This window comes from Streptomyces antarcticus (assembly GCF_026627255.1).
Taxonomy (GTDB): domain Bacteria; phylum Actinomycetota; class Actinomycetes; order Streptomycetales; family Streptomycetaceae; genus Streptomyces; species Streptomyces antarcticus.
Window position 1 is genome coordinate 243,026 of sequence record NZ_JAPNLM010000007.1, and the last position, 12,392, is coordinate 255,417.

A 12,392-nucleotide genomic window follows, 5' to 3' on the forward strand; every position below is an offset into this window, starting at 1 on the left:
ACCACGCCATCATGTCTGGACCCATGATCGGCGAGTCGGGGCGTGCGGCGCCGTGGAACGGGAAGGCTGGTGCATTCGAACCTTTGCCCCAGGGGGCCTCCCGAGGAGTGAGCCCGGCGTGCGGACGGCCCGGCGGGCAGTGCCCTCCGTCAGACGCGGTCGGCGGCGATCAGGACGTATTGGAAGGAGCCGTCCTTGTAGGAGTTGATGAACGCCTCTTCGATGCCGGTGACCAGGCGGGACGTGGCCCGCAGCTCCCAGTAGGGCAGGGTCTCGGGGGTCAGGTCGATGACGGCCTGCGGGACCAGACGGTTGTCGGCCATGGCGCGCAGGTACTCCCGGCGGGAGTGGATGTTGCACTCGAAGTGCGCGTTGATCTGGGAGACCCACTTCGAGGGCTGGCCGTAGCGCGGGTTCCAGCAGCCGGTGATGGTCACGTAGCGGCCGCCGACCTTGAGGATGCGCGAGTGCTCGGCGAAGAGGTCGTGCAGGTCGACGTACATGCTGGACTCGTTGTTCCACGAGGCCGCGGCGCGCCCGGTTTCGAAGGGTGTGCCGAGCATGTTGCAGACACGGGCGTTGACGCGGTCGTCGATGCCGAGTTCGCGGGCACGCCGGTTGGCGAAGTCGGCCTGTTTGGCGGACAGGGTGACGCCCTCGACGTCGCATCCGAAGCGCTGGTGGGCCATGACCATCGAACCGCCGCGGCCACAGCCGGCGTCGACGAGGGTGTCCTCGCGCGTGACGGGACCGAGGTGGTTCAGGAGGACTTCGGCCTGGGCGGACTCGAGGCGGTGGAGTTCGGCGATGAGGTTCTTCTCGTACGCGGCGTCCCCGGTGTCGCCGAGGGCGGTGTGGTCGACGTCGCCGATGCCGTAGTGGTGGTGGTACAGCCCGTCGACGTCACCGAGGCGCAGGTTCACGGGCCTGGCCTCGTGGTCCCAGTACCGGGCGATGTCCCCCTGGTACGGCGTCGTCGGGGCGGGAATGACCACGGAGTTGCCGGCGGAGGTGGTGGTGGTCGTGGTGCTGAGGTCGTAGCTCGTCATGGATTCGTCCCATCGTTACCAGAAGTCGGGCAGGCTGTAGCGGTAGGTGTTGGTCTGGTGCCAGTAGTGGTTGCCGTCGACCCAGGCGGCCACTCCGCGCAGGAAGCGCGCCATGCCCGGGATCGGACAGTCGGCCACCAGGACGGCGGCTTCGGCTTCGAAGTCGTGCATGAGGTCGTTGTGGACCTCGACGGCTTTGAGGTAGGCCTCCCGGACGGGGAGGTCCTCGCGGTCGGCGATCACCACGGGCAGGTTCAGGTGACGGCCGGGGGCGGCGAGTTCTTTGGTGTAGGAGTACAGGTCGTTGACGAGGGTGGTGGCGTTCCCGGCGAGCGCGATGACGCGCTGCACGGCCGGCTGCGCGTGGAGGTCCGCCGGCAGTTCGTAGCCGCCGACGGTGTCGGTGATGGTCGGGCAGGGGCGGAAGTTGTTGAACTGCCGCATCGCCAGGTACTCCCACACCTCGGGCACGTGGTCCGTCTGAGCCCAGGCCGCTTCGGCGAGGTACCCCAGGTGGAGACGGGCCATGTCGTGCCGGTACCGGTCGGTCTGCGAGGGGCTCGCCTCCCGTACGAAGTACTCCATGGCGGAGCGGTAGGCGCGGCGGGGCGCGTCCGCGTGCAGGGATGCGGCCCACTGGGGTTCGTATTCCTTCGTCGTGTGGAGGGGGTCGAGGGCGGTGTGCGCGAGGAGGAGGCGTCCGCCCAGGCCGATGGGCGAGCCTCCGTGGTCCTCGCAGTAGCAGTCGTCGAGCGCGTTCTCCGCGACCATCAGCCGGGTGGCGATCATCAGGTGGTCGACGGTCGGGGCGTCCGGGTGGCAGGCGACCATGTAGCGCCCGACGGAGAAGCCGTCGAACTGGTCCTCCCAGTCCTCGGGGTAGAGGTCGACCTCGTCCAGCGCCCAGGCCTTGATCCTGCGGCTGACCTCCTCCACCCGGACCGGATCGGGCTCGGCCACGGGGTGGTGGTAGAGCCCCGGGATGGGGTTGCCCGGTGCGGCTTCGGCCGGGGGCGGGGCGGGCGTCGGTTCCTCGCGCCGGGTCGGGTAGAGACCCGCGGTGCCCAGTCCGCTGGGGCCGCGCAGGATCCGCGCGAGGGCGGGGCTCGACCGGCTCGCCGGCGCGGCGGCCCCCGCGGCGACCCCCACTGCGGCGGTCCCCTCTGCCGCGGCCTTCTCTGCCGCGGCCTCCGCGGCGGACACGGGAAGGGCATGGTGAGCCCCGGTGAGGACGGCGGCGCCGAAGCGGGCCCCGGCGGCGGGCAGGCTCGATTGCACAGGGGAATCCCCGGTTTCGGACATCCGTGGCTCCTTGGTGAGGCGGAAAGGGCTGTCCCGGGCTCCGGGCGCGCGCGGCCGCCCCGGGAGAGCTCGGGGTGTGTGCCGAGGTCACAGCACTAGTCGCGCCTGCGGCCGATCTGCACGTTTTCCAGGACACCCAGCGCGTCCGGCACCAGGATGGCGGCGGAGAAATAGGTGGTGACCAGGTAGGAGATGATCGAGCGCTCGTCGATGCCCATGAACCGTACGGACAGTCCGGGCTCGTACTCCTCCGGCAGTCCGGTCTGACGCAGGCCGATGACGCCCTGGTTGTCCTCGCCGGTGCGCATGCAGAGGATCGAGGTGGTGTTCTCCTTGCTGATGGGGATCTTGCCGCAGGGCAGGATCGGGACGCCGCGCCAGGCCGGGACCTGCTGACCGCCGAGATCGGCGTGGTCCGGGTAGAGCCCGCGGGCGTTGAACTCGCGTCCCATCGCCGCGATGGCGCGGGGGTGGGCGAGGAAGAACTTGGATCCGCGGCGGCGGCAGAGCAGCTCGTCCAGGTCGTCGGGCGTGGGCGGGCCGGAGTGGGTCTGGAGCCGCTGCTTGAAGGAGACGTTGTGCAGGAGCCCGAACTCGCGGTTGTGGAGCAGCTCATACTCCTGGCGTTCACGCAACGCCTCGATGGTGAGCCTGAGTTGCTCCTCGGTCTGGTTCATCGGCTCGTTGTAGAGGTCGCCGACCCTGGTGTGAACCCGCAGTACGGTCTGGGCGAGGGAGAGTTCGTACTCGCGCGGGTGGGGTTCGTAGTCGACGTACGTGCCGGGCAGCTCGGCCTCACCGGTGTGGCCGGCCGACATGGCGATCTCGGCCTCGCCGTGCCGGTTCTGCCGTTGGAGGGGCAGTGCGGCGAACTCCCCCAGGTGCGTCCGGAGGGCCGGCGCGGTCGACACGACGGCGTCGAACTCGGCGCGGGACAGGGTGAGGAGTGTGCCGGCGGTCTCCGCGGTGGCGGTGCGGTCCCACCTGGCACCGGCGTCCAGCAGGGCGTGCTCGCCGAAGTGGTCACCGTCGGCGAGGACGGTGACGGCGATCTCGTCGCCGTACTTGCCGACGGAGGTCTGGGAGACCCTGCCGTGGGCGATGAGGTACATCTGCTCGGCGGCATCGCCCCGTTCGGCCAGCACCTCACCGGCCCGGAAGTCGCGCTGGACGCACCGGCCGGCGAGGGCCGTCAGCACCTCCATGTCGTCGAAGCCGCGCAGCAGGGCCAGTTCGCCCAGCTCGCGGGGGATCACCCGGACGCGGGCGCCGTCCTGGACGAACTCGACGCGTCCGTCGCCGACCGTGTAGCTCAGCCGTCGGTTGACCCGGTACGTGCCGCCCTTGGTCTCCACCCAGGGCAGCATCCGCAGCAGCCAGCGGGAGCTGATCTCCTGCATCTGAGGAGCTGACTTGGTGGTGGTGGCGAGATTGCGGGCGGCCGCCGTGCTGAGACTGGACTGACGCGGCGGCGCCGGCTGCGCCTCCGGGCTGCTGTCAACGGTCATCGGGCGAGCTCTCCTTGCTCACGGGGGCGAACGGCGTTCTCCATGCGTGAGCGCCGTTCGACGAAATGGGGAATGCGTGCGAATTTTCATGGGAATCAATCTGGCGTCATGGAGGAAAGTAGCGGCCTGAGTGGTCCGCTTCCGACGGCACCGAGGCGATGTGCCTCAATGTAGTGATCTCGTCCCGCGCGGAGTTTGCCCTGCGGGGGATTCGTTTGAGCCAGAGTGCAACACCAGTACGGCGGCTTCCATGGCGGTGAGTATCTGGTGGGAGACGATCGCGCAGGCTCTCTTCACGCCGTGCGAGGCTGTGGCCCGTGGCCCGTGGCTTGAATGAGGGTGATGCGGACCGCGCGCCGCGGCACCAGACCCCGAGCCCCTCTTGTCGGGACCTGCTCGTCTACCGCCCGGCGCCGTAGGGGAGCAGGGCCATCTCGCGGGCGTTCTTGATCGCTGCGGCGAGTCGGCGCTGCTGCTGTGCCGTGACGCGGGTGACCCGGCGGCTGCGGATCTTGCCGCGGTCGGATGTGAACTTCTTCAGCAGGTCGGTGTCTTTGTAGTCGATGTAGGTGATCTTCGCCGCGTCCAGCGGGTTCGGACGGGACTTCGGCGGAGTGTGGGGGGCTTGGCGGCGGGCCATGAGGATTCCTTGCGGGATATCGACGGGATATCGACGGGATATTGACGGGTAGTGACGGGGTGTTGGCGGGGGGACCGGTTCCGGAGGTCCCGGTAGTCCCCGGTGGTCAGGAAGCGTGGTCGAGGAGGGAGTCGAAGGCGGCGGGAAGTGCTTTCCACGCGTCTCGTCCTGCCGCGAATTCGGCGTCGGTGAGCAGGCAGGACTCCAGGAGGTGTTCCAGGCCCTGCCGGTCGAGTGCGGGTGAGGTGAAGACGAGGTGCTGGCAGCAGTCACCGTGTTCGGGATGCCAGTCGAGGGAGGCGGCCGCTCTGCGCATCGGCGGCACCATGTCCCAGGCTGCGTCCGGGAGGGAGGCCAGCCAGGGGCCGGCGTTCTCCACGCAGAGCGCACCGCCCGCGGCGTCCCAGGCGAGCAGGGCGTCGGGGCGGTCGGCGAGCCAGAACCTGCCGCGGCTGCGGGCTGCCGCGCAGCAGAGGTCTTCCAGCGCAGCGTAGAGGCGTTCGGGGTGGAAGGGGCGGCGGCGGTGCCAGACGAAGGTGGTGACACCTGCCTCCTCAGCATCCTGGGGGAGGAGGGCACAGGCCGGATGCTGGGCCGCGGCCGCCGTTTCCACGTCGAAGCCGGCGAAGGCCGCCCGGGCGAGTTCTCCGGACGCGGCGGGTACCCGGCGGGCGGTCGGGTGGAGCTGGGCGAGGAGGGCGCGGTCCTCGTCGTTGGCGGCTTCGCTTTCGATGAGGGCGAGTACGGGGGCGTATTCCAGCTGCCGCGCCCAGGTGTCCCCTACGGTGCGCTGGTCGGTGGCGGCCGCGGCGAGGCCCACCTCGGCCAGGTCGTCGCCGTTGACGAGGTAGGGCAGTACGAGCGCGGGATCGACCGCGGTGATCACGCCGGTGAGGTTGAGCGCGTCGCCGCCGTGTGCGGTGACGACCTCGGCCATCGCCTTGGGCTCGACGGAGTCCCACAGCTCGACCACCGCCAGGCGGGTCGTGCCGTCGGCGGCCAGGCGTTCCAGCTCGGGGACCAGGTCCTCGCGCAGGGCGCAGCAGGCGCAGTCGTTGACGAGGGGAGCCTCGCCGCGGGACAGCTCGCCGGAAGCGTCGCGCACCAGGCGCCGCACCGTGCCCGCCGGAGCGGTGGCCAGGTCGTGGTGGAGGGCGACGCTGCCGGGCACGGAACGCAGCAGACGGTCCACGACCTCCTTGCGGGCGTCGGAGTGCAATCCGCCGACGATGACGACGGGCAGGTTCACGGCTTGCTCCCGTAGCGGCGCTCGAAGCGCTCGACGCGGCCGGCGGTGTCCAGGACGCGGGCCGTACCCGTGTAGAAGGGGTGGCTCTCGGAGGAGATCTCGACGTCGATGACGGGGTAGGTGTTTCCGTCCTCCCACACGATCGTCTTGCCGGGATCGGCGCTGGTGGCCGTGGACCGGGTGAGGAAGGCGAAGTCCGCGGCCTTGTCGCGGAAGACGACGGGGCCGTAGGCGGGATGGATTCCGGGCTTCATGGCGGTGTCCTTCAGGCAGGTCAGTTGAGGTCAGGGCAGGTCAGGCGGGGGCGGGCGGGCGAGGACGGGCCGGGGCGGGCTGAGGAGTGCTGGGGCGGGCTGGGGATCAGCGTTCCTCGCGGAAGTCGACGTGCCGGCGTACCACCGGGTCGAACTTGCGCAGCACCATCCGGTCCGGATCGTTGCGGCGGTTCTTGCGGGTGACGTAGGTGAAGCCGGTCCCCGCGGTGGAGCGCAGCTTGATGACCGGGCGTACTTCGTTGCGTGCCATGCCGCTACTATACGGGAATGGAAATCGTTTCCAATAACGGTTTCGGCTCAAAGAGAGGCAGGTAACACCGTGTCCGCCCACTGCCAACTGACCGGGTCCCAGCCGGGCTTCGGCAACACCATCTCCCACTCGCACCGGCGCACCTCCCGTCGCTTCGACCCCAACGTCCAGCGCAAGAGGTACTGGCTGGCGAGCGAGGGACGCCACGTCCGTCTGACGCTCAGCGCGAAGGCGATCAAGACGATCGACGCCATCGGCATCGAGGCCGCCGTGGCCCGGATCCGCGCCCGGGGGGTGAAGCTCTGATGGCCAAGAGGAGCAAGATCGCGCAGAACGAGAAGCGCAAGGCGATCGTCGAACGGTACGCCGCCCGGCGGGCCGAGCTGAAGGAGGTCGTGCGGCGGCCGTCCTCGACCGGGGCCGAGCGCGATGCCGCGCTGGCGGAGCTGCGCGGGCAGCCCCGCGACGCCAGCGCGACCCGCGTGCGGAACCGGGATGGAGTCGACGGCCGCCCCCGCGGACACCTCCGGAAGTTCGGACTCTCCCGAGTCCGCATGCGAGAGCAGGCCCACGCCGGGTTCCTCCCCGGGGTCACCAAGTCCTCCTGGTAGCGGCCGCGCGTCGGACGGGAGGGCGCGGGCCCGCCGCTTCGGCGGGGTGCGGGCCCGCGCACCGGCGCCCGGCATGCCCGGTGCAGCCGTACGGGGAGCGGCGGCCCGCTGGGCGTCGGGAAAGCCGTCACCGGGTGGGGCCGGTCAAGCGCCACCTGTTCGTGGCCGCGCTGCTGCCGGCGGCCTCTGGCGCGGGGAGTACCGGTCCACGACGGAGCCGGGTGCGGCGCGTCCCGGTCCGTGCCCGCCGCGCGCCGGCGATCTCAACGAAGCCGCCGGGCCCGCGCGCGCCTGTCCGGCCGGTGAACGTGAGGGCCTGCCAGGGGCACGTGTGCCTCCTGAGATCGCGCGCCAGATCCCGGAGCGGGGGAGGGTGACAACCATTGTTGTCGCAGGGGCGGTCAGCGGCCTACAGTGCCCGTATGCCTGGCAAGAACTTCGTGTTGCGGACCACCCCCGAGGAGACGGCCGCCGCCGCGGACGCGGCCGTCGGCCGGCTCGCGCACCGTCTTGTCCTTGAGCTACTGGAAGACGCACCGCCCGGACCGGACGGTCAGCCGGCCCACGCCCTGGCCCGGTTGCACCTGCTGGACCAGCTTCAGCAGGCCACCGAACGCCTCCAGCGGGGCGCGGCCGTGGCCGCCGCGCGCGCGGGCGCCGGATACCCCCAACTCGGCGCCGCCTGCGGCCTGACCCGCCAGGGCGCGCGACGCCGCTGGCCGGGGCTCTTCCACCACTCCACCGAAGCACCCACCACGGAACAACCGATGACGACCACCCCCGCCCGCCCCTTCGACGTCCTGCTCGTCGAGGACGACATGGCCGAACCCTGCTCATCGAGGAAGCCCTCTCCGAGCGCGGCGCCCGCAACCTGGTCCAGGTCACCGACGGGGTCGCCGCCCTCGAACACCTCCGCACCCCCGGCAGCGTGCGCCCCGACCTCATCGTGCTCGACCTGAACATGCCGCGCATGAACGGCCGGGACCTCCTGAAGGTCCTCAAGGCCGACGAGGACCTGCAGACCATCCCGGTCGTCGTCCTCACCACGTCCTCCGCGCCCGACGACGTCGTCGGCGCGTACAGCAGCCACGCCAACGCGTACGTGACCAAGCCGGTCAACCTCGAGGAGTTCGAGCAGGCCGTGCAGAGCATCGACGCCTTCTACCTCGACACCGCGAGCCGCCCCCGCCACGCCTGACGTGGAGTCCTGACCACCTCGACGCCCCCCGGGATCACGGCAGTCCGGCGGGCCGGCGCCGGGCACCGTTCGTGCGGTCCCGGTTCCCCCTGGGCGCTGAAGGGCGGCGAGCCCGTGGCGGCTCGCACCGGAATGCCCCCTGTTATGGTGCGCCGATGTCATCGATCAAGCAGTTCCAAGTCACCTTCGACTGCGCGGAACCCGAGCGCGTCGCCCGCTTCTGGTGCGAGGTGCTGGGGTACGTCGTCTCGCCGGTGCCGAAGGGGTTCGACACGTGGGACGACTACCATCGCTCACTGCCGCCTGACCATCAGGTGCGGTGGTTCTCCTGTGTTGATCCCTCAGGTGTGGGCCCGCGCCTGCTCTTCCAGCGCGTTCCCGAAACCAAGGTCGTCAAGAATCGGGTGCACCTCTGCGTGCGGGCCGGAACCGGGCTCGTGGGGGAAGAGCGCCTCGCCACGCTCCGGGCCGAGTGCGCACGACTGGCCGCACTCGGCGCGGTGCACGTGCGTACGATGCTTGCCGACGGCACCAACGAGTCGTGCATCGTGATGCAGGACTTCGAGGGCAACGAGTTCTGCCTCGACTGAGCATCCTCCGGGCCGGCGCGGCGGGAAGCCGCGTCCGTGCCGAGTCAGTGCCGCGTCAGGGCGAGGAAGTCCTCTACGAGCCGGTCGGGCAGGGGTCTGTCAAACGAACGGCTCTGTCGCACATTCGGTGGTGACGGATCGTGAGCATCGGGCGCCGTCAGTGGCAGAGAGTGCGAATGGCGCTCCGACCTCGGTGTTTCACGAGCGGGCGGCGCTGCAGTGGGGATGCGGGGACCGGCAGGCCGGGCTCACATCGGCCCCTGCGCCGGCCACCGATGCCATAGAACGAACCGCTCCAACGTACTGACCTGCGACTCTGTGATCGCTGGGTTTGTTCACCGACATCATCGCCCTCCGTCACCACCGAATGTGCGACAGAGCCGAACGTTTTACAGTCCCACGGCGGGAACAGGGACGGGCGCCCGGTCGGAGGTGTCCGGCCGGGCGCCCGTCTGTTCAGTGGGGTGGTGGCTGGTTAGCCGATGGTGAGGAAGGTGTTCCAGTTGTCTTCGTCGGCGCCTGACGCGGAGCCGGGCATGGTGGCGCGGGCGCCGGGGAAGAGGTACTGGTTGCCGTTGGTGCTGACGGTCCAGATGTCGGGGATCTGGTCGCCGTTGGCGTCGGGTGTGCCGAGGACCATGGGGAGCTCGGCTCTGCTCCACTTGGTGGTGGCGTAGGTGGTGTCGACGCCGCCGGCGGAGTCGGCGGCGGTCTGGAGCGAGGTCAGGTCGGTGCCCCCGCTGGGACCCGGCTTGCCCTTGCGGAGGACGAGGCCGCGGTTGCTGTTGGCGTCGTCGCGGTACAGCAGGTCAGGGACGTTGTCGCCGGAGATGTCGCGGACGCCGATGATGTCGCGGGGCGCCCAGTTGGTGGCCATCTTCTTCGAGGCGGTGAAGCTGGCTCCGGTGTATCCGGTGAGGGCCCAGAGTGCGCCGGCGGTGTCGATGGCGAACATGTCGGCGAAGGTGTCGCCGTCGACGTCTTCTGCGGCGACGAGCTGGCGGAGGGTGGCCGGGTCGGGTGCGCCGGCGGGCAGGAGGATCTCCATGCGGCCTCCGACGTCGAACTGGCCGGTGCCGGTGCCGGGGTAGACGTACATCTTCCCGTCGGGCATGCGTGCGATCAGGTCGGTGAGGCCGTCGCCGGGGAACCAGTCGGTGGAGTGGGCGATGAGTGCTGACTTCCCCGTGGCGGCGTCCTTCCAGTAGCCGCTCTGGACTGGCTTGCCGTTCTCGACGGCGCCGGGGATGTAGGCGTCGGTGTCGCCGTAGGCGTCGCCGGCGTAGGTGCGGAGGTTTCCGTCCTTGTCGATGCCGAGAATGTCGGGGTGGCCGTCACCCGTTGCGTCGCCGGGCTTGTCCAGGCCGGCCCTGGGTTTGACGAGGAACAAATACTCGGCTTGAGGCGAGATGTTGCCGAACTTGCTGACCGTGCGGACGTACAGGACGTTGGGGCCTGCGGTGTCGACCTGGAGTTTGACCGAGGCCACGTCGCCGGCCGTGGGGGCAGCTGTCTGGTTGAAGTGGGGCTTGTTCAGGCTCCACTGGTACTCGCGGATCTCCTCCGCCTTGGCGCCGTTACCTACAATCTCGACGACCTGGTCCTTGGTTCCGGCCTCCTCAACGCTCCATTCGGTGTGGTCGGCGCCGGGCGCGGGGAAGGCGGTGGAGCGGACCGCGGGTGCGGGCGGCGCGGAGTGGTCGACGGTGAACGTGCACCATCCGCCGCCTCCGGAGTCGGCGGGGCCGCTGCCCGGGGATCCCCACCCGTCCCAGTCGTTGGTGCGGGAGAGCCAGTAGTACTTCGTTCCTGTCTTGAAGTAGTCCCAGGGAATGTCTTTGGTGATGACCCCGTCGCTGTTGGGCCACAGCCATTCCTCATAGGTTTTGACGCCGGTTGCGGCTTCCCAGATCTCGATCTGGACCTGCCTGAGGTTGCCGTCCTGGTCAGTTCCCTTGACCTGGAAGGTCAGGTCGGTCTTCCCGATGCTGGTGCCGGCACCGCTGGTGAGACACGGACCGCCGGGGAAGGTCTGCATGTTCGCCGCGACCGGCACGTCCGGCGGCGTGTTGTAGACGATCTCCAGGTACGGAGCGGTCTCGCCGTTGGCCAGGAGCTTCTTCCAGTAGTACGAGTCGGACTCGTTCGGGGCCGCGAAGCCCAGCGACAGAGCGCCCCAGCGGGCGTTCGCCGCCTCCGCCACCAGCCCGTGGATGTCGGTCGCCACCCAGTTGTCCGGGCAGGAGCTGTTGTATCCGTACCCGGCGTCCTCGGAGGCGACCTTTCTGCCCCACCAGCCCGTCGTGTTGTCCCAGGTGTTCGAGGAGCCGACGAACGGCGTCGAGTAGATGTCCATCCGTTTGCGGTCACAGGACCAGGAGTAGGTCTGCAGCGCCCTTACGGTGGCCGACCTGATTCCGGCGCCGTGGAGCTCGCTGCCGAAGTAGAAATTGAAGATGGACCGGGAGGTACCGCCCGAAGTGGACTCGTAACCGACGCGGGCCTCATTGGTGCCGCTCGCGTTGTAATTCTGGCCGTTGTAGAAGCTCGATCTGCCCTGGGTCTTGTAGAGCAGGCTCCAGGAGTGCTTGTGCCCCTTGAAGGAGGGGTCGATAAAGACCGGATATACCGTTTCTGGGGCGTTGAGCCAGGCATTGTCCGGTGTAAGGGAAAGCGTGTTGTCGGCGAGAGCGGAACCGGCGACGTTCATGTGTGCGCCCTCCGCTCCGGCGAGCCCGGCGAGGGCCAGGGTGGGGTGCGCGGCGGCGACCTCGGTGGGCTTCCAGGCGGACGCGTCGTCGGTGGTGGCGACCTTGCCGCTGGAGTCCCACATCAGGGGGGACGGCGCGCCGACGACTTCCTCGCCCCGGTCGTCGTGGGCGCTGACGGAGCCGGATGGCGCGTTCAGGTGGAATGTCAGGGTGGGTGAGGCGAGGCGGTAGTCGAGCCGGCTCAGGAGGGGGTCGGCGGCGGCCTGCTTGTCTTTGATGACCAGGAGGTGGGAGTAGCCGCCGTCCTGGGCCGTCATGACGAGGTCGATGCCGGGCCGGACGTTCTCGTACAGGGCCCGGGGGCCGTCGAGGACGGGCTCGGGAAGGGGGCCGGGCCAGCTCACCACCATGTCGTGGCCGTCGGTGTTCAGCCGGACGAGTTCCGTCCAGGCCGTGGACGGCGTGTCACGCTGGAGGGCCGCGGGTGTCAGCGATATGCGTGTTGCGGCGCGCGAGGCGCGCTGCCCGCCGTCGGTCTGCTGCTTGGATCCGGCGCTGAAGACGACGGAGCCGTTGACCGCCTTGGCTGCGAAACCGCCCTCCACCCGTTCCAGGTCGGTGTTGATCGGCTTCCACACGCCGCCGGCCTTGGCCCGGATCGCCGCGGAGTAGACCTGCTTCCTGAACAGGCCGTCGCTCTGGGCCCAGGTGGTGGTGTTCGCGCCGCGCTCGGCGGTGACCTCTACGTCCTTGCCTGCTTCACGGGCCAGGCGGCGGGCTTCCGGCCCGGACACGGGCGCGTCGGGGTCGACGCTTCTGCCGTTGCTGTCCTCGTCCAGGGTCAGGTGGACGCCGGCCGGGACCGCGACGGCCAGGGCGAGGAGGGCGGCGAGGCCGCCCACGGTCCTGCGCCGCTGAAACCACCGTCGCGCGGGTACAGCGGCTCCCGGTTCCGCCGGAGCTGTTGGCGGACTGCCGTCCACGGGTTCACTGACAGCCATCGTTGTTC

11 protein-coding genes and 1 pseudogene are annotated in these 12,392 nt (G+C 69.7%); 4 read left to right on the forward strand and 8 right to left on the reverse strand.

The window, feature by feature from the left end; genetic code table 11:
- Nucleotides 1-149: 149 nt before the first annotated feature.
- The 7 genes from OTB16_RS13885 to rpmG all read right to left on the reverse strand — a co-directional run bounded on the left by OTB16_RS13885 (nucleotide 150) and on the right by rpmG (nucleotide 6,273).
- Nucleotides 150-1,049, reverse strand: a complete 900-nt coding sequence (locus OTB16_RS13885; protein ID WP_267720445.1) for a geranyl diphosphate 2-C-methyltransferase — start codon at nucleotides 1,047-1,049, stop codon at nucleotides 150-152.
- Between the two features lie 15 nt (nucleotides 1,050-1,064).
- Nucleotides 1,065-2,351 carry a family 2 encapsulin nanocompartment cargo protein terpene cyclase gene (locus tag OTB16_RS13890; protein ID WP_267720446.1) on the reverse strand — a complete coding sequence of 429 codons (1,287 nt, stop codon included), beginning with the start codon at nucleotides 2,349-2,351 and terminating at the stop codon, nucleotides 1,065-1,067.
- 95 nt (nucleotides 2,352-2,446) lie between these two features.
- Entirely contained in the window at nucleotides 2,447-3,859 is a 1,413-nt protein-coding gene (locus OTB16_RS13895) for a family 2B encapsulin nanocompartment shell protein (protein WP_267720447.1), read from the reverse strand.
- Between the two features lie 400 nt (nucleotides 3,860-4,259).
- Nucleotides 4,260-4,499 (reverse strand): 30S ribosomal protein S18, encoded by a 240-nt coding sequence (gene rpsR, locus OTB16_RS13900; RefSeq protein WP_267720448.1) that lies wholly within the window; start codon nucleotides 4,497-4,499, stop codon nucleotides 4,260-4,262.
- A gap of 106 nt (nucleotides 4,500-4,605) precedes the next feature.
- Nucleotides 4,606-5,748 (reverse strand): CobW family GTP-binding protein, encoded by a 1,143-nt coding sequence (locus tag OTB16_RS13905; RefSeq protein ID WP_267720449.1) that lies wholly within the window; start codon nucleotides 5,746-5,748, stop codon nucleotides 4,606-4,608.
- Nucleotides 5,745-6,002, reverse strand: coding sequence for a type B 50S ribosomal protein L31 (locus tag OTB16_RS13910; RefSeq protein WP_267720450.1), 258 nt, complete (start codon nucleotides 6,000-6,002; stop codon nucleotides 5,745-5,747). Before OTB16_RS13910 ends, OTB16_RS13905 begins: the two co-directional genes overlap by 4 nt.
- 106 nt (nucleotides 6,003-6,108) lie before the next feature.
- Complete coding sequence (rpmG, locus tag OTB16_RS13915; RefSeq protein ID WP_079430716.1) at nucleotides 6,109-6,273, reverse strand: 50S ribosomal protein L33; 165 nt, start codon at nucleotides 6,271-6,273, stop codon at nucleotides 6,109-6,111.
- A gap of 69 nt (nucleotides 6,274-6,342) precedes the next feature.
- Between rpmG and rpmB the strand changes: the two genes are divergently transcribed.
- The 4 genes and pseudogenes from rpmB (at nucleotide 6,343) to OTB16_RS13935 (ending at nucleotide 8,672) form a co-directional block, all read left to right on the forward strand.
- A complete protein-coding gene (gene rpmB / locus OTB16_RS13920) occupies nucleotides 6,343-6,579 on the forward strand; it encodes a 50S ribosomal protein L28 (protein ID WP_267720451.1) in 237 nt (78 codons plus the stop codon).
- Entirely contained in the window at nucleotides 6,579-6,884 is a 306-nt protein-coding gene (gene rpsN, locus OTB16_RS13925; RefSeq protein WP_267720452.1) for a 30S ribosomal protein S14, read from the forward strand. The genes rpmB and rpsN overlap by 1 nt, the downstream gene beginning before the upstream one ends.
- Before the next feature lie 422 nt (nucleotides 6,885-7,306).
- Nucleotides 7,307-8,082, forward strand: a pseudogene (locus tag OTB16_RS13930) (response regulator).
- A gap of 155 nt (nucleotides 8,083-8,237) precedes the next feature.
- Complete coding sequence (locus OTB16_RS13935) at nucleotides 8,238-8,672, forward strand: VOC family protein (protein WP_267720453.1); 435 nt, start codon at nucleotides 8,238-8,240, stop codon at nucleotides 8,670-8,672.
- Nucleotides 8,673-9,147: 475 nt separating this feature from the next.
- Here the strand turns inward: OTB16_RS13935 and OTB16_RS13940 are convergent, their stop codons facing one another.
- Nucleotides 9,148-12,285, reverse strand: a complete 3,138-nt coding sequence (locus OTB16_RS13940; protein ID WP_267720454.1) for a DNRLRE domain-containing protein — start codon at nucleotides 12,283-12,285, stop codon at nucleotides 9,148-9,150.
- Between the last annotated feature and the right edge of the window lie 107 nt (nucleotides 12,286-12,392).